This is a genomic window from Belliella buryatensis (assembly GCF_900188245.1).
Lineage (GTDB): Bacteria > Bacteroidota > Bacteroidia > Cytophagales > Cyclobacteriaceae > Belliella > Belliella buryatensis.
In genome coordinates, this window is the sequence record NZ_FZOK01000002.1 from 341,585 (window position 1) to 365,426 (window position 23,842).

Sequence of the window (23,842 nt, forward strand, 5' to 3'; positions counted from 1 at the left end):
GCTCGATGCTATCTAAAGTTATTCTAGAAAACAGTCTATTCAAGACCAGGTTAAACCCGGATTATGGATTAGGGTTCGTAGTGAGAGACGAAAACATAAATTAATCAAGGATTAAGCGAATGAAGCATAGTCATCTCTAAAATGAATGAGTTTCATGCAGCGAAGCGATTGATTATGAAGTATTTTGGACTCGTAATAACTTATGCGCCGTGGTGTAGAAATTTTAATGCATACTTCGGGTTAAAACTCCGCATTACCAGGAGTTCTTGGGAAAGCAATCACATCTCTGATATTGCCCATACCCGTCACGAATTGTACGAGTCTTTCAAAGCCTAGACCAAAACCAGCATGTGGGGTAGCTCCAAATCTTCTCGTATCTAGATACCACCACATCTCTTCCTGTGGGATATGCATCTCGTCCATTCTTTGCGTGAGGCGGTCCATTCTTTCTTCTCTCTGCGACCCCCCTACGATTTCTCCAATACCAGGGAAGAGGATATCCATAGCTGCTACCGTTTTGCCATCATCATTTTGACGCATGTAGAATGCTTTGATTTCCTTAGGATAGTCAGTCAAGATAACTGGCTTTTTGAAATGCTTCTCCACCAAGAATCTTTCGTGTTCAGACTGCAAATCCGCTCCCCATTCTTCGATCAAGTATTGGAATTTCTTTTTCTTGTTCGGATTGGAGTTTCGCAAGATATCTATGGCTGCCGTATAGGTGATTCTTTCAAATTTATTTTCTGTCACAAATCTCAGTCTATCGAGTAATCCCATTTCACTTCTTTGGTCTGCTTTTTTGCCTTGCTCTTCATCGGTAGCACGCTTATCCAAAAATGCCAAATCGTCCTTGCAATGCTCCAAAGCATAGCCAATCACATATTGCAAGAAATCTTCCGCTAGGTCTTGATTGTCTTCGGCATCATAGAATGCCATTTCAGGCTCAATCATCCAGAACTCAGCAAGGTGTCTTGTTGTATTTGAGTTTTCAGCACGGAAAGTTGGGCCGAATGTATAAATCTCAGCCAAAGCCATTGCCGCCAATTCCCCTTCCAGTTGACCAGATACTGTCAAGTTGGTTTCTCTCTCAAAGAAATCCTCTTTATAGTTGATACTTCCATCTTCATTCAAAGGTGGATTCTTTAAATCCAAGGTGGTGACTTTAAAAGTTTCACCAGCACCTTCAGTATCTGATGCGGTAATGATTGGAGTATGGATGTAAAAGAAACCTTTATCATTGAAATACTTATGCACAGCATAGGCCAAAGCATGTCTTACTCTGAATACAGCTCCAAAGGTATTGGTTCGCATTCTCAAGTGAGCAATTTCCCTCAAGAATTCCAAAGAGTGTTTCTTAGGCTGTAGTGGATATTTCTCTGGATCTGCTTCTCCAAGGATGGTAATAGAAGAAGCAGCGATCTCAGAATTTTGACCAGAACCTTGGGAGGCCACGATTTGACCACTTATCTTGATACAGGCACCAGTAGTAATGCGCTTAAGTGTCTCTTCATCTATGATATTAGGATCAGCCACTACTTGGTAATTATTGATAGTAGAGCCATCATTCAAAGCAACAAAGGATACATTTTTGTTACTTCTTTTGGTTCTTACCCATCCCATCAAGGTCACTTCTTGACCTACAAAATCGCTTTCCAGCAGTGATTTGATTTTTACTCTTTTGTTAAAAGCCATGACATATTTTCTTTTTGTCTTACTCCTTGAGGATCCCCAATTTTTGGTTCTTCATAAGAGGAATGCAAAAAAACGATATAATAAGCTTTTTATCAAAAAATTGATCTAATTTCATAAATTTGAAACCAGAAAACATTTGCACCAACAACCGTAATAGAATAATTTTTATCACAATTCTTGATTAACCATATATGCAGAAGCTTAATTTAAGTCAGGTTCTTTCCCAAAAACTGTCTCCTCAGCAGATTCAGTTTATCAAACTCCTTCAAGTGCCTACTGCCGAACTGGATGCTAGGATAGAGGAAGAGTTGGAGATCAACCCTGCATTAGAAGAAGGCAGGGAGGAGGAAAAAAAGGAAGACGATGATTTTTCAGATACTTATGAAGACAATATTGAAGCTCCAGAGTCAGATGTCAATATCGATGACTACCTGAATGAGGACTATGGTGGCTACAAAATGCAAGGAGATGGGAATTACTCTCCTGATGATGAAGATAGAGAAATACCTATCTCAGGTAGCATATCCCTGCATGAGCAGTTACTTTCACAGCTTGGCTATCTTAAGCTGGATGAAACTCAAAAATTAATCGGAAAACAGCTTATTGGAAGCATAGAGAATGATGGGTACATCAGAAGGGACTTGGAAGCAATCATCAATGACCTAGCTTTCAGCCAAAATATAGAGACAGATATCGACGAAGTAGAAGAAATCCTTCGCAAAATCCAAGGCTTTGATCCAGCAGGAATAGCTGCTCGCAATCTTCAAGAATGTTTATTGATTCAATTAGAGAGAAAAGAACATCCAGAGGATCCTGTTGTAAAACATGCTATTCAAATTATCCATGATAGTTTTGAAGAGTTTACTAAAAAACACTATAGCAAAATCCAAAAGCGTCTTGGAATAGAAGATGATCAATTGAAAGATGCAGTTCAAATGATTACCAGGCTGAATCCTAAACCGGGAGGGATTTCAGATGGGTTAGTCAAAACGCAGTACATCATTCCAGATTTTATCCTTACCAACACGAATGGTAAATTAGAAATATCTCTTAATTCTAAAAATGCCCCTGAACTCAGAGTAAGCAGATCATATTCGGATATGTTTGATGCCTATGATAAGAGTGATAAAAAAGATAAAAAACTCAAAGAAACGGTCACTTTTGTAAAGCAGAAACTAGATGCAGCAAAATGGTTTATCGATGCAATCAAACAAAGACAACATACTCTACTGAGAACTATGCAGGCTATTTTGGATTACCAAAAGGAGTTTTTTGTAGAAGGTGACGAGACCAAGTTGAGACCTATGATCCTTAAAGATATCGCAGATAGAATCGAAATGGATATCTCTACCGTATCACGTGTGGCCAATAGCAAAGCAATTCAAACTGAATTTGGAATTTACCCTTTGAAATATTTCTTCTCGGAAGGTATAGCTACTGACTCCGGAGAGGATGTAAGTAATAAGGAAGTTAAAAGCGTTTTGCAAACTCTTGTGGATGAAGAAAATAAGAGGAAGCCACTTTCTGATGACAAGTTAGTCAAGATATTGAATGACAAAGGATATAATATAGCCCGTAGAACAGTGGCAAAATATAGGGAACAATTACAGATTCCTGTGGCAAGATTAAGAAAGGAACTTTAAGTGTATAGAAAAATTTCAGAAATTATATCAGCAGTGTTTCAGCCACTGCTGATGCCGTCTTTGATTATAGGTTTTTTACTTTTTGGTTTACCGGAATCAGAGATTGCTGGAGCCCCAAATAAACCATTGATCTTTTTTGTGGTAGTTGCAAATACATTTGTAATTCCCTTAGCCATCTTACTAGTAATGCGCTACACCAAGGTGATCCCTTCTTTGAAAATGGAGCAAAAACAGGATCGAGTTTTTCCATTTTCAATGATTAGTTTGCTTTACATGGTGACTGCTTATGCCTTTTATATCAAAGATTGGATGGATTATAAGTTGATTTTCACTTTGTTTATTATCACGATCTGTTTGATTCTACTGACAAGTATTACTTATTTTTGGAAAATCAGCGCACACATGATGGGGGTTGGAGGACTATTGGGGATAATCCTAGCCTACAGTCTAATCCTAACTGGGTTTAATCTACTTTATCCAGTTTTAGGTGCCATTATTTTGACTGGAGCAGTAGGGACTGCAAGGCTTTACCTCAATGCCCACACTCCTTCTCAAGTTTGGGGCGGATTTCTTTTGGGCTTCTTGGTATGCTTTGGGGCATATTATATGGTTTGGGGATAAAAAAAACCGGATAAACCGGCTTTATATATAGATTTTTTAATATGTAGATCCGAAATTATTCTAATTGTCAAAAGGACCGTGATTTTAGAGTTTTCAGGACTTTTGTAATCTACCAAGACACATGCGCTATCGACTGTCAATGTCGACTTTGTCTGCAATGATTGTTTGTCAATATAACTTACGGCCTCAATAGCAGGTAATTATATATGATTATCATCAGAATAACGCGACTGAAATCCCAAAGTTAATTTGGTTAGCAGCAGTTCCAAATGGTCCTTGATCTTTTTGGAAAACTTGATTCAAACCATAATAACCCCAAATATTAAAGCCTGGAAATCCAAGTCTGGTGTAAACACCATATCGGATAGGGGCGAGTCCATAGTTTTGCCTATCCTTGATTTTCCTAGTCAAACCATCAGCGTCTTCATACGCAATCTTGGTATGTGAGTTAAGTAGAAAGCCCACTTTACCTCCAATGGCCACTTTCATACTTTTCTGATAGTTAGACTTGTTGAAATGGTATCTGAGTTCAAGTGGGAAATCTATATAGTTCACTGCAACTACATTTCTATTTACCCTGATATCATCTCCATGTACTTCTCGAATACTTCTAAGAATACTTGATTCGGGGCCTAGTAAAGGATTATTGAATATAGTACGGTCTTCTGTGAAGGCCATTTTATCCGTGCCAATTCCAATACCTGGGTTGAAAGTAAAACCTGAGTTTTCTCCAAATATGTTGAAAGGGTATTGATAGGATACATTAAATGTTCTTGATGGAAAAAACCTGGTGGATAGATCATCAGGTTTGTTATTTAAAGTATTGAAGCCAAAATCTATAAGGAGATCGCCTTTGATATCGGGACGTCCACCTATTGGGGTAGGTTCCCTTTCTTGGGCAAAAGTATTGAATGTCAGCAATCCTGCAATGAATAATAAGGTTAGTCTTTTCATGAAAGCATTTATTGAATTAAAATCAGGTGGCTAAATTATAAAAACATACTTGATTTCTGTTCCTTTTTATCTTAATAATTCTTAATTGGTTAAGGATATAGGAAGGATAAAAAACGAAAAAGCTAAAGCTGGATATTTGTAAATCAAAAAATGATATCTACATTTGCATTCCCAATTGGCCTCGTAGCTCAACTGAATAGAGCACCTGATTACGGCTCAGGAGGTTTCAGGTTTGAATCCTGACGAGGTCACTTTCTAGCGCGTTTTAGAGGCGTTTTTACCCAGTTTTGTCTCCCTTTTTTGTCTCCCTTTTTTTGTGGAGACAAAGAGGGTGACACGAAAAGGAAGCAAGTTTTGTCTGCTTCCTTTTTTTGTGTCTGGTTCCTTCTCAAATTTTCCCTTCATCGGCAAAACTGTAATACACTCCATCGGGTGCCAGTATGAGGTGATCCATCAGCTCTATGTCCAGTTCCTTGCAGGCGGTTCGAATCTTCTTTGTCAGCGAAATGTCGGCTTCGGAGGGGTTCAAGTTTCCTGAAGGATGGTTGTGAGCTAGGATCATCCCTGATGCAAGGGATTTGAGGGCTACACCCAAGATGATCTTGGGGTCACATACCACAGAAGCAACTCCACCTTGGAATGCCTTGTGATAACCAAATACTTTTCCTGCACGATTGAGATACAGGACTACAAATTCTTCTCGTGCTGCAATCAGCTCTTGGTCAAAGATAGTATTGAGCAGCAGAAAAGCATCAGAAGAGCTTCTTATTTTTCGCAGCGTCTTTCCATTGCCTTTTGGCTTGTAGCTAAGCTGCAGTTCGTAGATCAAGTTTGTCATACAAGTACTGAAAGTGAAAAGCCCGCCTTTTTAGGGGCGAGCTCTTCGGGTTCAACGCAAATACCAGAAATTGTGTGAGGGAGATTCTAAGGCCTCCTGGACTCGTCTTGTGAAGTCAAAGCTATTGACTCCTCGCTCAAGATACTTATCGATGTAGGAGTGCTTCGTAGCGCCTGTCATCAAGTTGTAGAACCCCCACAGGTCAATCTCTCCATTTTCTTCTCTCTGAAAGTTGGGGTCAGTGTAATAGCATTCCGCAACTCTCGAAACTTGTGTGTCATTGATCAGCAGCTCGGGCACCTCAGCTTTCAACTCTCTTGGGAGAAACTGGTACAGCCTTGCACGACCGATAATTTGCGCGAATTGGCGCTCTTCCAGATAGTAACCTGCGAACTGGTTCATGTGGCTGAGTTGATTCACTGCATCATAGTCCTGAAAGAGCTGGAATACCTGCTGGTACAGGTCTTCCAAACTCTTGGCCCGTATATCCAGCTTGACCCCATCAGTTGAAACGCATAGATTGGTGCAGACAAAGTTTCTGAAACCGACAAATACTTTGAAGTGCTCGGGTGAGCCTTTGATGCTGTTCAGGTTGTCCAAGTTATAAGCCTTGACACCTCCCACAGTCAGCTCAAGCAGATTCCCGTTGATTTCATCGGTGATACCAGGAATCGTGATCATGAAAGCCATACGTTCATAGTAGATGGTCTTTTCATGCGGTAGGAGATCTTGCGCCTTCTTATGTCGTGCATCAAAAGTTCTCCCCTTGATCGGATGGGAAACCCTCACCATAGGGGAAGGTGTGATACTCAGCCCAAAGACATCTCTGGCAGCTTCTGCGACGACTCCTACAAATTCCACTTGTGAAATGGTGGGTTCATTGTCTTTGAGAAACACAGGTATCACATGCCTTTCCCTGATTTCCCGTAGTGCAATCTCAGAAGTGTTGGCTTCCAGAAAGGGAAGAGTAGACACCTCCACATGGGAGATGTCTAATGCCTCTACAGAGTTGTTAATGCGCATGAGTTCCATTGGACATGAAATTTGGCGTGGTTAACAACTTGCTTTTTTTGGCCACAAACTCTTCTTTGTAGAGCTGCTGCAGGTTTGGATTTTCGTTGTACAATCTGTACAACTGATCCAAGCTTTGGCAGGAGTTGATAGCCTCCACAAAATCCCTGGGCTCTTCGTGGAGCTCTGGTTCAGATAAAAGGCACCAGTCTCTGATCATCTCACCTGTTTCAGGGGTGATTCTGAAATCTGGAAGCCCCACAAACATTCCAGTCCTGTCCTTAGATGCGGAAACAAAGTGTTTGATGTTGACATCGAATACAATGGTGAAATCATATTCAAGACCATCACGCTGAACACCTTTCATTCCTACTTTCTCAGGCACTTGTTTACCGTTCTTTTCGGTCAGCACATAATCCTGTTTACTGCGAACAGTTGCAATGATGTGTGCTGTGGAGGAAAGGATTTTGTTGATTAAGTAATTGTGTCTAGGGGTGATTTTCCCCCAGTTCGTAAAGCTATTACCAGGCATGTTGCTGTGGATGTCTAGCAAGGTTTCCCACTCGTGGGACAGGCTGTCTATCACGATTGCCTCCATACCAGCAGATTCACAAAGCTGGATGGCTTCCAAATACTTCTCGGGTGTGTAAGGTGCCCCCAGAGAAATAACGTTATACCCTCCGAGATGGGCATACAAGTCAGCACTTTGGTTTTCGGTGTCGATGACGGCTACCTTGGACCAGTCTCCGACTAAACCATAAGCAAGCAGCAGGGAAGAGTAAGTCTTGCCTGAACCGCTTGGACCCTGCATCGCAATTCTTATGCGAGCTTGGGAACGTTTTGAAACACGTAGTTGCATATTGCTCCAATGTTTAAAGGTTGAACACTGGATCATTTGGGGGGTAGGGAGGTGAAAAAGTAATTACTGGAATCAAAGGGTGGGGGGTACCAATGATTTTGAAGTGACCCGGGGGGAGGTAAAGGGGGAGGTACTTACTCAGGAATGCTCACTATAAGGAAACGGCCGTGCTGACCATCAAAACAAAAGAGGGGAAGGATTACTCCTGCCCCAATGGTTCTCTTAGAAGGAATTCCATTACCATGTTGAAACATGCCTCGAAAACTGTGTCATTGAATTCTTCGAGTGGAATTCCATCGTATGCAGTATTTTGCTCCACCTTGATGATGATTTCATCATTGAAGTGGATGGTGCCAGCTTGATCACCCATCTTGAAATCACTTGCATGGTCTAATCTGTTGGCCAACTCAGTGGCAAAGAGTGCAGCATCGACAATGTCCTTGTATTCTGGGCTGATGATGTGTGGTTTGTTGGGAGCTTCTTTCTTTCGAAGTGTCACGTAAAATGAATGTTTCATGGGAAAATGAGTATAGTTTCGGAGCATGAACCCCTTACTATAAAATACGAAAAATTCCGCAATATTCCACTTCAAATCACATCTTTCTTCCTGATTTTCAGTTCTTTTTGAAGATTGAGAGGGTGATGAAAATTACCGCAAAACCAGCAAATACCCAAACGCCAACTTTGTAAGCTTGATACAGCGCTCTCTCCACTTGTTCTAATATTTCGGTCACAACAAAGAGTGCCACTAAACTCAAAATGACTGTGAGGACTTTGGTCAGGATATTCTGTTTGCTCCACCAACTTTTCCTTTCAGGGTTACTTGGTGATGGCTCACTTGTAAGGTGTGGAGGTTTTGAGTCGCTTTCAAGGCGGCTTGAATTTTTGAAGTCTTGGTTTTCTAGCATTTGAAGGGTTGGGGTTGGGGACTATACAAATCTTCTGACCTGTGGGTTTTTGAAGAAGAAGCGCTCGTGCCAGATAGGTAGCTTTTTGGGGAGGTCAAACCAAGGAGAAATTCCTCGATCATGACTCTTGACAATGTGAATGGATTGGGCAGGTGTGTAACCCTGGGCGAGCAGGTAGATATACTCTCCTTTGCTGTTTTTGGCACGGTCCACAATGATGACCGCATGTCCCGGACTACCAGGGTGTACGATCACGTCACCGATCTGGTAATCGCCTCCACGGTTGACTTTGTTCAATTCTCTCTCTAAGGAGATCGTACCGGCATACATAAACACAATGTCGAGATACCGACGGAAGTTCTGGTAGCTGTAATCCGATGTGGAGCTTTGTTTGAATTCCACTTTATTCCCTTTGACTTCTGGTCTTATCCCTTTGGCGTGGTCAAGCCAAGCGTAGCTGTGTCCACTGGTAAACTGGAATTTGATTTTGTCAAACTCTTTGCGCTGATACAGATACTCCGCCCTGAGTCGAATCGTGGCATCTGCACACTGCTGCAGGTCTTTGGTACCGACATCGATATCCATGACTGCAAAATGATTCCGCTGGTCTGAGATTGGACGACCTTGAAAGTCTAAAACTTCGCTACCGTGTGGGAGCAACTTCAAGCTTTGTAAGTAGTGCTGCCAAGTCCCAGCAGTAGTAGATTCTCGTACATAGCCATGGGGTACAAGCACTCTTTCTGCTACAGTTGTGCCCTCCTTAAAGAGATGTTTGGAGTCGTCTTTACCGCTGCAAGTTGTGAAAAGCAGCGATAGCGTTATAGTACAGAGAATGATAGTGGGGGCGAGCTGTTTCATGGGGTTTCAAAAGTAACGCAAGATGCCGTTTTGCCTCCACATTTCAAATAGGCTATGGAAGGATTTGAGAAAGTGTGACAGTGGTTGTCTTGTTTGGTTTCCATGGCTGATTCTGAGAATGGTCTTCTCAAGCAGTGGTGTCATGTAAGCTCCTGTTTTTCTTATGGATTTAAGCACATCATGTGTTACCCAACGCTTAAATACTTTGGCTTCTGGTTTTTTGCTCCAAAGAATCAGGGTATAAAGTCCATATTCATTTACAATGTTGGTGTTCCCTTGACGACCTATGTTGAACATAGCCCGTTCATCAACATCCAGTCTATTAAGAGCTTGTGAAGGATTTTTTATTTCCAAAGCATCACATACATCTTTGGCTACAAACCAGGGTTCGTTGTTTTCGTCAAGTAGCACCCTTACATTGTAGGTGCTGAAATGGTGGTGTGTTGTCAGACTTAGCTATCAAACGTATTTGGAAGGTTTGGTTTTCTCTGAGAACTTGAAGGTTGAAACGTGTGCAGCGTGGAGGAACAGCTGCCGCATGTTCTCACAACTTACTTTAGCATTACTCCTCTTCTTCTTCAACTGAAGGTATGTCAAAACCCATAATTGGAACTATTTGCCCGCTTCTTACAGGTGTGTTTTTCAGAAGGGATTCATTGACTTCTAAAGGGTTGTTAATCTTTACCATAGGCAGAGCTTTGGTTGCTTTGTCTTTTGTACCACCAATGTTCAGAGTGTTCAAATGTTCGGCAATGATCTTTTGTAAGGGGAGTGTTTTTGCCTGAGTCCAAACAACAGTAGTCAAGGCTGTTTGGCCCTTCCAGCTTGGAATTTTGGCTTGGACAAGTTTGGGGAACATCTTGTCCTGTTTTTCGGACACCTTTGTTTTCCTCGTCTTCTTGCGAATTTTTTCAAGTTCTTTTTTTGCGCTTTCTTCCAATGTGTCGTTTAAGCTTGCTCCATCCAGCAGAGACTCTTTTACCTGTGATTTGAGCCCCGTTATAGTAGTAAATGATTCTTTGAATTCTTCTTTTACAAGTGCTGCAAATTCAGGTGTGGTAAGGATAGCGTCGTGTATGGTGAATAACGGTGCTTCTGGGAACTTGTAGGCTATGTGTATGGTGATTTTGTCGATGATCAAGACTGACTCTAGTTGCTGTAATAGAAGAGCTAGAAAATTTTTCGAGCCAGACTTAAGTGTGTCCATTACCTTGGTAATGGCAGGGAATAAACTGCTGAAAGCAACATATGCTGACCTGCTTCTTTTTTCCGATACAAACTCCTCGAATAGCAAATACATGACAGCTGATTTAGTAGCCTGCCTCGTATTGAAACCACTTGAAGAATGTGGATTTGACTTCAGGATCTCTTTTTGTAAGCTCACATAAAAATCCCCTTCAAAGAGCTGTTCGAACCGCTTCACTTCTTCCTCAAGGCCGGACACCCCTTTCAAAGTGCACAACATATGGTATGATTTTTTTTTGAGCTGTGTTGTAAGGTGTTTGAATATGTTATGTAAAAAGGAAGATGAATTTTTACCCTCCTCTGACCATGGTTTTGACTTCAAAAGGTACAGAAGAAGCATGGGCTGAGATGCTGTTAGGTCTAGTTGAACCATTGGCTTCCCGTCATATTGGACGAAATTTCGCAACTCGCGGTTTAGTTGGGTCAGGGTCGTGTTGAACCTGAGGTTGGATGTGGATCTTGAAAATGTAACACCCTTTTCTTTTACTCTTAGGGTGGCATCAGCATATTGAGAGAAAGTTTTGTGGACATTTCTGAGAAGCTTCGTCTTGTATTCCTTCTTTTTCTTGCCAGTGTAGGTTGTTTCAATTTGCTTTACATCTGCCAAGATAAGACTGTGCGCCATCTGGATGTAAAAGTCTGCTGCTTCTGCATTGATTTCCAGCTTCCCGTCCTTTAGAAACTTGGTCAAATGAGGTATGAAATCTTCCGGTTCTAATGAATCTTTCTCCCCAAGATTTACTGTTTCAACAACATTCTTTTTTTGTAGGGGGGCTGTTTTTTTGTGTGAAGGCACAGTTTTCACTCCTGCGGTAAAGGCACTTCCCAGAACATACAATGCTGCCTTCTTTTTAAACATGCTTGGTGCTTCTTTTTTTACAAGCACCTCATCTCTCAATAACATTTGAAGTGCTTTGTCCGCATTTCTCTGACCCAGATTTTTTCGCAAGAGTACAGTGAATATCGGCACCCCTCCACGTTTATCCAGTGTGTCCCTTCCTTTTTCGGAATCTATGGGGTACGAGATGATGTGGTCGAGAATGTAGTGCATGGCTTCGGTCACACCTATTCTGACATCACTTCTTTTGAAGTGAGAGGTATAAATAGAGGCATCAAAGTTGGCTGGAACTGTGTACTCTTTCTTCATGCATTTGGGGCCTCCCTATAGAGGGAACAGCGCGCAAATCTATTGAAAGTTTTGGGTATTTTGTCGTGCGATTTTATAGATCAACCATGTTTTTCTGAGAACCCTCCACGCTCCCTTAAGCCGCCTCCGATATCCCGTTGATAAACGTCTCCACAAATCCAAGTATCTTATCCTTGATGCGCTCGGCGATGGTTTTCCTCTCTTTAAGGGAAGGTTTGTCTTTCATCAATCCGATGATGTCGTCTCTAAGTGGTTCTTTTTCAGTGTAGATAAAATCACCGATGACTTTTTCTAAAGCGTCATCATCCAAGTTCTCTTCCTTGCTGAGTTGGTGGAGGGCTTTCAGACGCTCTGCTGTCCAGAATTGGGTGAACTCTTCTGGAATATCATCAGCATCAGCTACTTTCGGAAGGTTTTCATTGATGAATTTCTCGATCAGCTCTCTTTTGCTTCTGAGCTGGGCTTCCCCTACGATGAGCTCTACAATTGCCTTCTTCTGCTTTTCTTGCTCCTCAGGCTTGGCGTCTTTGAGCTTGCCAAGCAGTTTGAGTATATAGCTGACATTGATCTCGTCACGGTGAATCAGTTCCAGCTCAAAATCCACATCATTGAGGATGGAGACCTTCTCTTTTTGCCCTTGACTTTTTGTCCTGTCGTAGAGATCAAGGTACTTGCTCTTGTAGTCTTCAAATGTCTGCTCCGGCATGGAGAGGTCATCAAAAGTAAATTCCGTGAAAGTACCTAGCACATTCTTCAAGCGCATCAACTCCCTGAAGGCCTTGATGAATTCCAGCTGAGCATCTTCATCAGGTAGTTCATTGACACTATTGACGGTAGGAGCGATCGTGAGCAGGTCAATGTAGGCCTGATTGAATTTCTTCACATAATCCTCGTAAGGCTCCATGATGATTTCACTTTTCGACTCCAAGTTGGAGAAGAGTGAGATAGCTTGGTCTGTGGCACCTTTCAGATTTCTAAAGCAAACAATATTTCCCTGAGACTTGAGCTCGTCAAGGATTCTGTTGGTTCTGGAATAGGCTTGTATCAGTCCGTGGTACTTGAGGTTTTTGTCCACATAGAGCGTGTTCAAGTTTTTGCTATCAAAGCCTGTGAGAAACATGTTCACTACCAAAAGTATGTCTACCTCTTTCTTTTTGACCCGTTTGGCGATGTCATTGTAGTAATTGTAGAAGGTTTTGGAATCCTGTGTACTGTAGTTTGTGCCAAATAGTGTGTTATAATCAGCGATGAACTCGTCCAGATATTCTCTTGGGTGTTTCTTGCCTTGTCTTTGGTACTCAGTCGCTCCATTGGGTTCGGCCGCAATTGCATAGGTTTCGTATTCCTCAGTGGCCTGTCCAAGTTCGTCTATGTCGTCATCGATCAAGTCAGTATTGGCACCATAGGAAAAGATAGTACCTACCTTCAACTGATGCTCCCCAGCTTGATACTTGGCTTGGAAAAGCTTATAGTACTCTATCAAAATAGGAACGCTTGGCACACAGAAAATGGCTGTGAAAGCTTTGTTGTGTGTTTTACGCTTATGGTGGTTTAGGATGTAGTCCGTGATGTTATTCAACCGCTGCGGGGCATTCATCACTTCTTCTTCATCGATGTCCTCCACATTGATATCAAAGATGTGTTCCTTTTTCTTGAAAGTGGAAATGTACTCCACAGAAAATTTCAACACATTTTCATCTCTGATGGCATCGGTGATCACATACTTGTGGAGGCAATCTCCAAACAGCATTGCAGTGGTACGCTTGCCCCATTCGTTGGTGCCTGCATTTTCTTCAAATATAGGAGTGCCCGTAAAGCCAAACATCTGACAGTTGGAGAAAAAGCTCTTGATGTCATTATGAGTCTTACCAAACTGGCTTCTGTGGCATTCGTCGAAAATAAAGACGATGCGCTTATCTTGTAAGGGTTGCATTTTCTCCCCATAGCGAGATTTATTGACGGCAGTGGCGAGTTTTTGAATGGTGGTGACGATTAGCTTGTCTGTACCTGTGAGCTGCTTGACTAGCTTCTTGGTGTCGTTGGTGCCGTCTATGCTGCCTTTGCTGAAGCTATTGAATTCTTGGGAAGTCTGTGTGTCTAAATCCTTTCTATCCACAACAAAGACTACCTTGTGTACCTGTGGCAAGTTGGTCAAGATTTGAGCCGTCTTGAAAGAGGTCAGGGTCTTGCCCGAACCAGTAGTGTGCCAGATGTAGCCATATTTGGTGGTGGTCTTGATACGATCTACAATGGCTTCTGTAGCATAGAACTGATAGGGTCTAAGTACCATCAGTGTCTTTTCCGTATCGTTCAGTACGACGTACTTGGTGATCATCTTGGAGATATGACAAGGCTCAAGGAACGTGTCTGCAAAAGCTGAAAGCTGTGTGACCAACTTGTTTTTGACATCTGACCAGTAAAATGTCTGCTTGAAACTCCTGGACTTCATGGGGCCATTGGCGTAGTACTTGGTATTGACGCCATTGCTGATCACGAAGATCTGGATAAACTGGAAAAGACCCTGGCCTGCATCATAGGAATGAATGCCATATCGAGAGGTTTGTTTGAAGGCTTCTTTGAGTTCTAAGCCTCGACGTTTGAGTTCAACCTGAACGAGTGGGAGACCATTGACTAAGATCGTGACATCATAGCGGTTTTTGTATAGTCCCTTCATAGAGATCTGCTGTGCGACCTGAAACTCGTTTTTACACCAGTGTATTTGATTGATCAGCTCTATGGTGCGATGCTCTCCTGAATCATCTGTGTACTCAACTCTATCTCTGAGGATCTTTGCTCGCTCAAATACATTTCCCTTATTGATCGCATTAAGGATCTGAGCAAACTCGTTTTCGCTGAGTTGGATTTTGTTATGTGTTTCTAGCTGAGATTTCAGATTGGCGAGCAATGCCGCTTCATCGGTAATCGTGACCTTTTTATAGCCGAGCTGCTGCAGCTGAGAGATCAGGTTGTTTTCAAGCGTCTGTTCAGGTTGTGTGGTCATTCGGTAAAAATGTAAGCTTTTGCTAGTTTCAAAATTGATCTTGAAGCAAGATGTGGAAATCTGTGCAACAAAACAAGATTTAAGAGGTGTTCTAGTGCTTAAAAAGTAAAAGACACGCCCCGGGACGCTGTTCAAATGGTCTGATTTGCCTGTTGGATTTCCGAATACGGAAGTCACGTTTTGGTAAAAGTTGGTGTTAAGTGGTGAATCTTTTGTTTTATCTGTATTGATTCTAAATAAAATCTCCGTACATTTGTAACGAGTTCATCCTACCGTTCGGAGGAAGGAAATCGGAAAACGCAAGGCCTAGATGTTTTGCGTTTTCTGCATTTAAAGGAGCGTATCAAGTTTACGCTTCCATTTTTTTTCAAACTTATTACGACTGGCATCTCTTCCTTCGACATGGAACGCTGTAAGCAGGTAGTATGCAGATCGATCTCTTAAAGGCTCCAAAATCACGACATAACGTTCTGATTTATCGTAAATATACGTTCTGACTCCTTCAGGTTCCTTCACCGAAAAAGTCAGCATTTCATCACTTCTTCTCTGATCAAGGTGATGTCTGACCCAATGCAGACGGAGAGACCTCTTCAGTTCAAATTCTCTTTGTCTGGTTTTCTTTTCAACAACCACAGTTGTCAAGTGAGCAAACAAGGTGTTCATCTCAATTTCTCCTTCTTTTGGTGTTGGATAAATTGGTTTTCCATTGAATGATGGTTGACCTAGATCTATAAAGTCACGATTGAAAACACCTCTTAGTGACCTGTTTTTTTCAATTGGTCCAAGACCAATCAAATCTAGCAGCTCGTTGTAAACTTTCAATAAATTGAGTGGCATCTTATCTGAGTTCGATGAAAAACAGGTTCATTTTGTTTTCTGCATATCTGCTTGAAGCTTCAAGGGTTTGATCTGAATGGTGCTTGATTCGCTCTATAAGACTTCTTTTTGCGGACACTTTTTTATCAGAGTCATTCAGATTGTAACTCAATGCACCGAGTAAGAGATCTGTGAGCTGCATCATCAGGCTTTCTTTTGAATGGATGTTTTGAACGTTCCTGAATACCCCCATCTTTATGTTGAGAATGTCTTTCAGTCTTCTCACTTTGTGCGCACTTAGTGTATCTTTGATGTCTAAATATACGTTGTATGTGAATCTTGAATCTTTGTTGTGGTTCAAAAGCTGGTAGTACATCTTGTAATAAAGATCGTCGAAATCCTGACTGAACCTTTGGTTGTCCACCTGCATTTTTTTGACAATGATGGCTCTAAAAGCGATATCTGTGGCGAAAAAGTACTCAATCAGCTCTTTGTAAAAGTCGTATTGAGAAGCTGAGACATTGCTCCATTTGATCTCCCCATAATAATGATGCTTTTTCTTGAGGTTCTTGATCCGTTCGTTGTGTCCTTCTAGCTGATTATAAGCAACCGACGTGTAACCAATCAGCATATAAGGCTTGTGGTCATTTTCAAGGTGACAACTTTCGTCACAGTACATGTTAAATGTTTTCATGTTGAGTTTTTTTAGTTACACAAACATCTGCTGCAACAGGCCCTTTTTCCAAGTTTTTAGTCCCCCTATTTGACTTTCTATTTGGTTGAGAGTCGATTGAAGTGAATCTAAAAAGGTAACAATCTTCTGCTGTTCGTCTAAAGATGGTAATAAAACTGGAAGAGATTTAAAGGTCGGTAATCTGAGAGATTTGACGGTGGAGCCAACAGCTTGACTGTGTAAGTGCTTCCTGTCGTGGCAAAGTTTGTAGTATATAAATTTCCCAAAACAAGATGTAAACTGCATTATGGCATAGGTTCTCTGGTGGAGGTCAAATTTTCCCTCAAAATGTCGTGGGATAAAATCTTGCCCTTCTCCTGGAATAATTACAGCTTCACAGTCAAAGAGGAATATAGGGCTTCTTCTTATATCTACAGATCGATCGAAGAAAGTATATTCTCCCTGTAATCCTGAATCTTGTCTATTGGAGCTTCCAGTTGTGACTAGTGCAATCTCCCCCAACTTCCTCTCCTCCCAGTCAGGAAAGTCAGTTCCATCGTCCTGCTTGAATCTGATCTGTTGTGAGAAGATCTGCTGCATCACACCCTTTTTGTAGACTTCCAGCTTTTCTTTCTTCTGTTCCAACAACTCAATCCGCTCGTCAACAGAAGAGAGGAAGGAGGCGATTTTTTGCTGCTCGGGTAGGGATGCGATCGTAATTTCAACTGATGAAAGTGTTTCTTGACTCACATTGTATCGTGTGCTACCTCCACTTTTTGAAGTGATCTCTTGTCTTGAAAGTGGTGTTTTTAAAAGATGATTGATGAAAATGGGGTCATATTCACTCTTTTTCTTTCCTCTGATAACAAAGCCACCAAACAATGCTGGTTTTTCTCTATCGAGATACACATTTGCTTGTCCAACTTCTTCCCTTGTTTCAGAACTGCGTTGAAAAAGTACATCACCAAACTCAACTTTATACAGCTCTTTGTTTTTTTCAGATGCTTTAACGGACCCAATGATTTTGTCGTGGGTTATAAAATTGTTTTGGATGATGTCCAAAACGTTGATGAATTTTTCTCCATCACCATAATCTTCTTTTCCGGCATTGAGTCCGTTTTTGAAAGTCAGGATTTCTCCTAAAGTGGTTTTTTCCCAGTTTTCAGAAAATCCTGAAAATCTCAGTTTTGGCTTTCTTGTAGATTCTTTTTCCATTAAAATGGAGCTTTAATTCCCAATTCCTCACAAAATGCTTTCAGAACAGTATCGTTGCTTTTCAGTGCTGCGTCCAGTTGCTGTATTTCAGCTGCTGTTGCATCTAAATCCACAGGCTCTTCTTCCTCAAAAGTGTCTACATAGCGTGGGATATTGAGGTTGTAGTCATTTTCTGCAATCTCCTCTAAGGAGACTACATAACTGTATTTGTCTAAAGTCTCACGGTTCCTATAGGTATCGATGATCTTCTCCACATCAATATCTCGAAGCTCGTTTTGGTTGCCGACCTTGATGTAGTTCTCGTCACTACTTGCATCGATAAAGACGATGTTGTCATCAAACTTTCTGCACTTTTTCAAGACCACGATACATGTTGGAATCGACGTGCCGTAGAAAATATTGGCAGGGAGACCGATCACCGCATCCAGCACATTCATCTCCTTGATCATATATTGTCGGATAAGCCCTTCCGCACCTCCACGAAACAGAACTCCATGAGGGAATACACTTGCCATGATTCCATTGTCAGCCAGCTGAAAAAGCATATGCTGCATAAAAGCAAAGTCTGCTTTGGTCTTTGGTGCAAGCCTTCCATATTGGCTAAAGCGTTCATCACTGTTGTAGAGTGAGTTGTCGTCACCCTTCCAGTGGGCAGAGAAAGGAGGGTTTGCCACAATCGCCTCGAAGCGCTGATCGAGATGCTGTGGATTTTCCAAAGTATCGTCCTGCCTGATGTCAAACTGTCTATAATGTATACCGTGGAGGATCATGTTCATCCTCGCCAAGTTGTAGGTGGTTCGGGTGAGTTCTTGTCCATAAAACTCACTCACTTGAGCTTCCTTCGCTACACGGAGTAGGAGAGAGCCAGAGCCACAAGTAGGGTCATAGACTGATTTGAGTTTTTCCTTATCTGTACTGACCAGCTTTGCCAAGATCTTCGAGACCTGCTGCGGGGTGTAAAATTCTCCTGCCGACTTACCAGCACCTGCAGCAAACTTGCCAATCAAGTACTCGTATGCATCGCCAAGTACATCAGACTCGATGTCCTCCAATCTGAAATCGATGGAGTTTAGGCTATTTAAGATCTGCACTACAACTTCATTTCGGGCTTTTACTGTGCGTCCGATTTTGTTAGAACTCAGGTCGATGTCAGAGAAAAGGTCATTGAAGTCCTCTTCGGAATCTGTACCCATGGTACTTTGCTCGATGTGATTGAGTACCGCTTTGAGATCTTCAAGTATGTAGTTGCTGTCCGTCTCTGTGGAGGCATTGCCCTTGGCTGTGATGGAAGCAAAGAGTTCTTCCGGTTTCAGGAAATAACCCAGTGCCTGCAAGGACTCCTCTTTGATGGCTTCCAGCAGTTCTGGGTCGTTGAGTTTGAGGTAGTCCTTGATAGTCTCTGTTTCCAGCAGGTTGTTGGCATATAAGTACTGCCGCTCGCTGAGGTATTTGTAGAATATAAATCCGAGGATGTAATCTCTGTAATCGTCTGCGCTGATTTTGCCGCGTAAAATATTGGCGATCCCCCAGAGTTTGCTTTCCAGGAGGCGTTTTTGTTCTTCTGACATGTATGCTGTATTCGTTGCTGGTTCTCAGACTTGATTGAGAAAGTCCGGATTCCAAGTGAAAAACTGGTTTTTTGTTTGGGGTTTCCCTAGGGTGAAGATATGACTTTTTGTGTTGAAAAATCAAGACTTGGTGGAGGTAAAGCGCCGTCAACACAAAATTCCTTCTTCCTCCACCTTGAAATTGGGGCGATGATGCTTTGAGAAAGAGAAGGTTTGTTCGTGGTAAAGGTCTTTGAGATTTAGTGATTGACTGAGTTGAAAGAGAAAAGCCCCACCGGAGGGAGGGGTGGGGCTTGGAGAGTTAAATGTAGGAGCGTTAAACTTTATTTGTTTATGGAAGTGAAATATTGAGGAGGAAAAGCCTTTCTCCATCCGGACAATTGAATGCGTTGTTGGCGCTTCGGCCGATATTCACTTTCTCAGTTCTAAATTTTTTACCTGCATATTCAAAGTCTATTACGAATTCATAGCATCGGGAGGTGTGGTTTGTCATTCCCTCTCCCGAAAATTTCTCTTCAGGTTCAAGCCTAATGAACATGGAAGTTCCGCCTAGACTTCTTCTTAGTTCTGGGCTTTCGAAGACAAAGGACGATTCATTGGTAAGTGTTCCGAAAATATCTCCATCTCCGTTCTCTCCATAAAACCATGTAAACTCAAAAGAGTCATTTGAGAGAGTGGGGCTAGATTTTATTTTCACTGCCACTTTGCCGGTTTCTGGCCAGTCGTCATCATTTTCACTATCAAAGAGTGAACAACTAGAAAAGAGCAAGACAAATAATGCGATGAAGTAGGTTCTTGTGTTTTTCATGTGAGTTTAAGATGTTGTTTTTTGTAAAAGTTTGATTGATTTTTTTGATGATTCTGCACTTTCGAAGTTAGAGCATAACTGTGTCGGAACCAATAGTTCTGAAGGTCGGGATAGAGTTGCTTTGGTCAACATGTTCACGACCAACAGAATTATTTTGGAGGGGTCCTCAATTTTCTTAGAACTTTACAAGAGATCATTGAAATGATCTAACTCCGTGTTGGCAAAGCTGTCCAGATACACTTGTGTTGTTCTGATGTCTGCATGACCAAGGGCTTCTGCAATGAGTGTAACAGGTGCATGCTGGGATTTGAGTACAGAAGCATAGGTATGACGTGCAGCGTAGAAGGTCAGGAACTTGAGTTGTGATGGGCTGAAGCCAAGTTCAGTCTCGCCGAGCTTTCTGAGATGTGCGTTGATGACTTTGGCTCGTTGCTTCCTTACCTTGGTGATTTTCGCAGGGTCTGACATTTCTTTTTCACTGAGGGTGTCAAAGATTCGAAAGACCAAGCTTTTTGCAATGGTGTTCTTGATTAAGCCTGCATCTAGCTTTGCTGCCAATACCTTTTTCTGTTTTTCGAGAATTAGGCCTATGGTTTCCTCCTTTATATATATGCTGAACATGTCGGCTGTTTTTCCTCTGTGGTAGAAGATGCGATCCTCCACGATATTTTCATGCCAATTGAGCATGGAGAGGTCTTTTAGGTTCATTCCCTGACAGTAGTAAGAGAAGAGAAACATATCCCTCGATTCTTCCATATAAGGAAACTGACTCAAGTCGAGTTTTGCCAATTGGTGCACCTCTTCTTTTTTGATTGCTTTCTTATGGGTCTTTTTGGTTTTGATCCGAAAGCCGATTCTTGGGTCTTCTTCTGGCTTGACTAGCTTTCTGTTCAGCGCCCTTCCATACACAGCAGACATGGCTCTCAGGTAAACACCAACTCCATTGGTGGATTGCCCCGACTGCACCATATAAATGCGGAATTTCTCGAAAGTCTGTTGTGTGACTTGGTGGAGGTAAAGTGTTTTACCGTTCAGAAACCGCTTGAACTTAACAAGTGCGTTATCATAGGAATCGGCAGTACCATGTCTTTTCTCTTTTCTGAGATCTTCGATGACCGACTCCCAGAAGGTCTCGATGTTTTCCAGTCTCTTCTTTGTAGGAGAGGGGCTGATCTCCTCACTCAGCAAGTCGAAATCGAATTCTTCCTGGAGTAAGTAGATTTTTTGTATGAAGTCTTGTGCCTTGATGAGAAACTTTTGTAAGGTTTTGTTTTCTCGTGGTTTGCCTATTATACCAGCATTCTTTTCGTCCCACTCTTCAATTTTTGCAGAGATGCCAGTTCTGTAGTATCTCCGCTTTTTATCGTGGTAGACTCTTAAAACTACAGGGAATTTATCATTTTTTAGAGGTTTCCAGGTCTGCAGTATTAAGTTGACCTGGGTGTTTTCGGTGTACATTTGTCATTTGATACATTGGGGTTTGATGAAAACTTTGCGTACACGCCTTGTTTCAAACCGCTAAAAGTTTCACTTTTGTCTCCCAATCTTGTCTCCCTTGCAGAAAACCGTTTGAGATCTGAGAGAAGTGAAAGATGTAACCTGTTGATTTTCAGGTTTCAATCCCAATTTGGCCTCGTAGCTCAACTGAATAGAGCACCTGATTACGGCTCAGGAGGTTTCAGGTTTGAATCCTGACGAGGTCACATAATAGCTCTGCCTAGCAGGGCTTTTTTTTTGCATTAAACGCGGATTATGGCTCAGGGGGTTTCAGAGCCTGAACCGATACTTCGGTATTTGAACCCTGACGAGGTCACATAGAAGCTCTGCCCTTGGGAGAAGATATGATTTTATGTGTTGAAAAATTAAGACTTGTTGGAGGCAATTCGCCGTCAATAAAAAGTTCCTCTTGCCTCCGCCTTGAGATTGGTTGGATGATGCTTTGAGAAGGAGAAGGTTTGTGCATACTTTAAGTTTTTGAAGGTAAAGGGGTTGGGTGGATTAAAAAGAAAAAAGCCCCACTGTGATGGTGAGGCTTGGAGAATTTTCATGCTATGGTGTGTTGAACAAATCGATGTATGCTTGAAAAGCAAAGATCCTGTTACGTTTAAAACCAGTGAGTTCTTCCAATATGCCAAGCTGGACAAGATCATTGATCAGGCGATTGGCTGTAGAAGCGTGTACTTCTAGTAGTTCCGCAACTTTAGCACTGTCTAATATAGGGTTCCTGTAGAGATAATTCATGACTTTTTTTGCGTCCTGCTGTCGTTTACCGAGTTCAATCAGTTGAGTAAGCTCTACTTTCTCACGTAGTTCTAGGATTTGCTGAAAAGTATGAATGCTAGCTTCCGCTGTCTCGATCACTCCAATCAGGAAGAATTCTATCCATCTGTATATATCGTCTTTTTCACGTACTCGCATCAGGTTGTCGTAATAGTCTCTCCTGTTTTTTTCGAAGAAATCTGACAGGTACAAAACTGGACGTTTCAAGAGTCCTTTGTCTAGCAGGTATAAAGTAATCAGCAGTCGGCCAATCCTTCCATTCCCATCAAGGAAAGGGTGAATGGTTTCAAATTGATAGTGAATCAAGGCGATTTTTACCAAGTGAGGCACATAGGATGGGATTTCACTGGTGTCAGCGTGGATGAAATTTTCCAAATCACCCATTAGGACAGCTATTTCGTCATGTGTGGGGGGTACAAATATAGCGTTCTTCAAGCTCGACCCAATCCAGTTCTGACTTGTCCTAAACTCTCCTGGTAGTTTCTCTTTGCCTCGAGCACCCTTAAGTAAGGTAGCATGTGTCTGCTTGATCAGCCTGGTTGAGATTGGAAGTTTTTCCATTTCTACTATGGCTTGATTCATTGCCTCAATATAACATTGCACTTCTTTCCAATCTTCCCGTCGTTCAGGATCAAGGTCTTGTTCTTTAACTAGGGCCTCTTGAAATGAAGTTTGAGTTCCTTCTATCTTGCTTGAAACAGTTGCCTCTTTGGTGATGTGCATCATGATGAAGAAGTCTATGTCAGGAATCAAATCAGAAAAGGCGTCTAATTTTCCTAAACTTCTGTCCGCTTGACTGAGCAGGTTCGCTAGTTTAGGGTCTGAAATAACCCACTCAAAATTGATCATCTCCGGACTGAAGCTTCGGTATTCAATTCGCTTGATCCAGGTTCCTGCTTTGAAGTTTTTGATATCTTTTGTTTTCATGCTCCTCTGCGTCTATAGGTTCTTGTATTTGCGGAAAACCAATTTTTTGCAAATATATAATTTTATAATTGCGTTTTTTTACTTTTTTGCAATTATAAATCTTCTTGATTGCAGTTCGATCCTTTTTTGTGCATAGAAAAAGCCTCACCGGAGGGGTGAGGCTTGGAGAGTAAAATGCGTAAGGTTTAGCTATAAAGACCTTTTTCTGTTTTTTAAAAATTAGTCTCCAGATTCTCTACTATACATGTTTGTTGAACATATCGGCTGTTTTGAGGATTAGCTTTATTACATACATATTATTCTCAGGTCACTTCAAAAGAGACTTGATGATGGGATTGAAAAATTATAGCATTGAAAATCAAGCCTGAAAAGGAAACTTTAAAAAACTTTCTAAAGTGGGCTTGCAATAGCAACAAAAGTATCTCACCTTTGCAATCCCAAACGAGGGAAGAAGCTTTCAGAATCAAAATAAAAGATGATTTCAGGTATTGAATAATGACAAAAATAAAATTAAATTTTTTTCATTTCAGTTTTGAAAAATTAAATTTTGATAATACCTTTGCAAACCCAATTCGAAAGAGAGTTTGGTAAATAAGCCAACAGGAAACTGTTACAAGATGCCAAAGTGAAGGCATATATGTTCATTGAAGTGATGTAAGACGAAACGATTGAGGGCTATTTTAGGATAGTTTTCAAGTTAAGAATAAATAAGAGCCGATAGGAATAATCTACGAGAGTAGAGATAGAAACTTTACAATGGAGAGTTTGATCCTGGCTC

At 41.6% G+C, this 23,842-nt stretch carries 21 protein-coding genes and 2 tRNA genes; 4 read left to right on the forward strand and 19 right to left on the reverse strand.

The annotated features are described in order from the left end of the window. Positions 1-240 precede the first annotated feature (240 nt). Complete coding sequence (gene asnS / locus CHB66_RS03500) at positions 241-1,692, reverse strand: asparagine--tRNA ligase (protein ID WP_089238005.1); 1,452 nt, start codon at positions 1,690-1,692, stop codon at positions 241-243. Between the two features lie 191 nt (positions 1,693-1,883). Between asnS and rpoN the strand changes: the two genes are divergently transcribed. Continuing rightward, the gene (rpoN, locus tag CHB66_RS03505) at positions 1,884-3,335 is read left to right on the forward strand and encodes an RNA polymerase factor sigma-54 (RefSeq protein ID WP_089238007.1); all 1,452 of its coding nucleotides are present in this window, start codon (positions 1,884-1,886) and stop codon (positions 3,333-3,335) included. Further along, on the forward strand, positions 3,336-3,956 hold the full coding sequence (locus CHB66_RS03510; RefSeq protein WP_089238009.1) for a phosphatase PAP2 family protein: 621 nt from the start codon (positions 3,336-3,338) through the stop codon (positions 3,954-3,956). A gap of 216 nt (positions 3,957-4,172) precedes the next feature. On the opposite strand, the gene CHB66_RS03515 is transcribed toward CHB66_RS03510, so the two are convergent. Then, the gene (locus tag CHB66_RS03515; RefSeq protein WP_089238011.1) at positions 4,173-4,910 is read right to left on the reverse strand and encodes a porin family protein; all 738 of its coding nucleotides are present in this window, start codon (positions 4,908-4,910) and stop codon (positions 4,173-4,175) included. Between the two features lie 177 nt (positions 4,911-5,087). Between CHB66_RS03515 and CHB66_RS03520 the strand changes: the two genes are divergently transcribed. Then, positions 5,088-5,161: transfer RNA gene (locus tag CHB66_RS03520), tRNA-Arg, on the forward strand. A gap of 137 nt (positions 5,162-5,298) precedes the next feature. Here CHB66_RS03520 and CHB66_RS03525 read toward each other — a convergent pair. The 15 genes from CHB66_RS03525 to CHB66_RS03595 all read right to left on the reverse strand — a co-directional run bounded on the left by CHB66_RS03525 (position 5,299) and on the right by CHB66_RS03595 (position 21,315). Beyond that, positions 5,299-5,748 (reverse strand): JAB domain-containing protein, encoded by a 450-nt coding sequence (locus tag CHB66_RS03525; RefSeq protein ID WP_089238014.1) that lies wholly within the window; start codon positions 5,746-5,748, stop codon positions 5,299-5,301. 51 nt (positions 5,749-5,799) lie between these two features. Next, positions 5,800-6,780: a DUF3871 family protein gene (locus CHB66_RS03530; protein WP_245812657.1), complete on the reverse strand. Its 981-nt coding sequence runs from the start codon at positions 6,778-6,780 to the stop codon at positions 5,800-5,802. Continuing rightward, positions 6,761-7,570, reverse strand: coding sequence for an AAA family ATPase (locus CHB66_RS03535; protein ID WP_212668432.1), 810 nt, complete (start codon positions 7,568-7,570; stop codon positions 6,761-6,763). The genes CHB66_RS03530 and CHB66_RS03535 overlap by 20 nt, the downstream gene beginning before the upstream one ends. A 247-nt stretch (positions 7,571-7,817) precedes the next feature. After that, positions 7,818-8,135, reverse strand: a complete 318-nt coding sequence (locus CHB66_RS03540) for a hypothetical protein (protein WP_141107363.1) — start codon at positions 8,133-8,135, stop codon at positions 7,818-7,820. Between the two features lie 97 nt (positions 8,136-8,232). Then, positions 8,233-8,526 (reverse strand): hypothetical protein, encoded by a 294-nt coding sequence (locus CHB66_RS03545; protein ID WP_089238020.1) that lies wholly within the window; start codon positions 8,524-8,526, stop codon positions 8,233-8,235. Positions 8,527-8,547: 21 nt separating this feature from the next. Then, positions 8,548-9,261, reverse strand: coding sequence for a DUF4846 domain-containing protein (locus CHB66_RS03550; RefSeq protein WP_170932420.1), 714 nt, complete (start codon positions 9,259-9,261; stop codon positions 8,548-8,550). 129 nt (positions 9,262-9,390) lie between these two features. Next, on the reverse strand, positions 9,391-9,795 hold the full coding sequence (locus CHB66_RS03555; RefSeq protein ID WP_212668433.1) for a BRO-N domain-containing protein: 405 nt from the start codon (positions 9,793-9,795) through the stop codon (positions 9,391-9,393). A 151-nt stretch (positions 9,796-9,946) separates the two neighbouring features. Beyond that, positions 9,947-11,776, reverse strand: coding sequence for a hypothetical protein (locus CHB66_RS03560; protein ID WP_089238026.1), 1,830 nt, complete (start codon positions 11,774-11,776; stop codon positions 9,947-9,949). Between the two features lie 115 nt (positions 11,777-11,891). Next, positions 11,892-14,777: a type I restriction endonuclease subunit R gene (locus CHB66_RS03565; protein WP_089238028.1), complete on the reverse strand. Its 2,886-nt coding sequence runs from the start codon at positions 14,775-14,777 to the stop codon at positions 11,892-11,894. 330 nt (positions 14,778-15,107) lie between these two features. Continuing rightward, the gene (locus CHB66_RS03570) at positions 15,108-15,614 is read right to left on the reverse strand and encodes a hypothetical protein (RefSeq protein ID WP_089238030.1); all 507 of its coding nucleotides are present in this window, start codon (positions 15,612-15,614) and stop codon (positions 15,108-15,110) included. 1 nt (position 15,615) lies between these two features. Then, positions 15,616-16,287 carry a DUF3800 domain-containing protein gene (locus tag CHB66_RS03575; RefSeq protein ID WP_089238032.1) on the reverse strand — a complete coding sequence of 224 codons (672 nt, stop codon included), beginning with the start codon at positions 16,285-16,287 and terminating at the stop codon, positions 15,616-15,618. Between the two features lie 15 nt (positions 16,288-16,302). Then, positions 16,303-17,481, reverse strand: coding sequence for a restriction endonuclease subunit S (locus tag CHB66_RS03580; RefSeq protein ID WP_089238034.1), 1,179 nt, complete (start codon positions 17,479-17,481; stop codon positions 16,303-16,305). After that, positions 17,481-19,049, reverse strand: coding sequence for a type I restriction-modification system subunit M (locus tag CHB66_RS03585; RefSeq protein WP_089238036.1), 1,569 nt, complete (start codon positions 19,047-19,049; stop codon positions 17,481-17,483). Before CHB66_RS03585 ends, CHB66_RS03580 begins: the two co-directional genes overlap by 1 nt. 331 nt (positions 19,050-19,380) lie before the next feature. Next, complete coding sequence (locus CHB66_RS03590; protein WP_089238038.1) at positions 19,381-19,857, reverse strand: hypothetical protein; 477 nt, start codon at positions 19,855-19,857, stop codon at positions 19,381-19,383. A 183-nt stretch (positions 19,858-20,040) separates the two neighbouring features. After that, the gene (locus CHB66_RS03595; RefSeq protein WP_089238040.1) at positions 20,041-21,315 is read right to left on the reverse strand and encodes a site-specific integrase; all 1,275 of its coding nucleotides are present in this window, start codon (positions 21,313-21,315) and stop codon (positions 20,041-20,043) included. 171 nt (positions 21,316-21,486) lie between these two features. On the opposite strand from CHB66_RS03595, the gene CHB66_RS03600 reads away from it, so the two are divergent. Beyond that, positions 21,487-21,560, forward strand: a tRNA-Arg gene (locus tag CHB66_RS03600). 186 nt (positions 21,561-21,746) lie between these two features. On the opposite strand, the gene CHB66_RS17090 is transcribed toward CHB66_RS03600, so the two are convergent. Together CHB66_RS17090 and CHB66_RS03605 are read right to left on the reverse strand one after the other, a co-directional pair. Then, positions 21,747-21,905: a hypothetical protein gene (locus tag CHB66_RS17090; protein ID WP_212668434.1), complete on the reverse strand. Its 159-nt coding sequence runs from the start codon at positions 21,903-21,905 to the stop codon at positions 21,747-21,749. Position 21,906: 1 nt separating this feature from the next. Further along, positions 21,907-23,064, reverse strand: coding sequence for a Fic family protein (locus CHB66_RS03605; RefSeq protein WP_089238042.1), 1,158 nt, complete (start codon positions 23,062-23,064; stop codon positions 21,907-21,909). Positions 23,065-23,842 lie beyond the last annotated feature (778 nt).

Bases quoted from the DNA above. Each gene is read 5' to 3' on its own strand.
- asnS (WP_089238005.1), bottom strand. From the start codon at position 1,692: ATGGCTTTTAACAAAAGAGTAAAAATCAAATCACTGCTGGAAAGCGAT.
- rpoN (WP_089238007.1), top strand. From the start codon at position 1,884: ATGCAGAAGCTTAATTTAAGTCAGGTTCTTTCCCAAAAACTGTCTCCT.
- CHB66_RS03515 (WP_089238011.1), bottom strand. From the start codon at position 4,910: ATGAAAAGACTAACCTTATTATTCATTGCAGGATTGCTGACATTCAAT.
- CHB66_RS03525 (WP_089238014.1), bottom strand. From the start codon at position 5,748: ATGACAAACTTGATCTACGAACTGCAGCTTAGCTACAAGCCAAAAGGC.
- CHB66_RS03530 (WP_245812657.1), bottom strand. From the start codon at position 6,780: ATGGAACTCATGCGCATTAACAACTCTGTAGAGGCATTAGACATCTCC.
- CHB66_RS03535 (WP_212668432.1), bottom strand. From the start codon at position 7,570: ATGCAGGGTCCAAGCGGTTCAGGCAAGACTTACTCTTCCCTGCTGCTT.
- CHB66_RS03540 (WP_141107363.1), bottom strand. From the start codon at position 8,135: ATGAAACATTCATTTTACGTGACACTTCGAAAGAAAGAAGCTCCCAAC.
- CHB66_RS03545 (WP_089238020.1), bottom strand. From the start codon at position 8,526: ATGCTAGAAAACCAAGACTTCAAAAATTCAAGCCGCCTTGAAAGCGAC.
- CHB66_RS03560 (WP_089238026.1), bottom strand. From the start codon at position 11,776: ATGAAGAAAGAGTACACAGTTCCAGCCAACTTTGATGCCTCTATTTAT.
- CHB66_RS03565 (WP_089238028.1), bottom strand. From the start codon at position 14,777: ATGACCACACAACCTGAACAGACGCTTGAAAACAACCTGATCTCTCAG.
- CHB66_RS03570 (WP_089238030.1), bottom strand. From the start codon at position 15,614: ATGCCACTCAATTTATTGAAAGTTTACAACGAGCTGCTAGATTTGATT.
- CHB66_RS03575 (WP_089238032.1), bottom strand. From the start codon at position 16,287: ATGAAAACATTTAACATGTACTGTGACGAAAGTTGTCACCTTGAAAAT.
- CHB66_RS03580 (WP_089238034.1), bottom strand. From the start codon at position 17,481: ATGGAAAAAGAATCTACAAGAAAGCCAAAACTGAGATTTTCAGGATTT.
- CHB66_RS03585 (WP_089238036.1), bottom strand. From the start codon at position 19,049: ATGTCAGAAGAACAAAAACGCCTCCTGGAAAGCAAACTCTGGGGGATC.
- CHB66_RS03590 (WP_089238038.1), bottom strand. From the start codon at position 19,857: ATGAAAAACACAAGAACCTACTTCATCGCATTATTTGTCTTGCTCTTT.
- CHB66_RS03595 (WP_089238040.1), bottom strand. From the start codon at position 21,315: ATGTACACCGAAAACACCCAGGTCAACTTAATACTGCAGACCTGGAAA.
- CHB66_RS17090 (WP_212668434.1), bottom strand. From the start codon at position 21,905: ATGAAAATTCTCCAAGCCTCACCATCACAGTGGGGCTTTTTTCTTTTT.
- CHB66_RS03605 (WP_089238042.1), bottom strand. From the start codon at position 23,064: ATGAAAACAAAAGATATCAAAAACTTCAAAGCAGGAACCTGGATCAAG.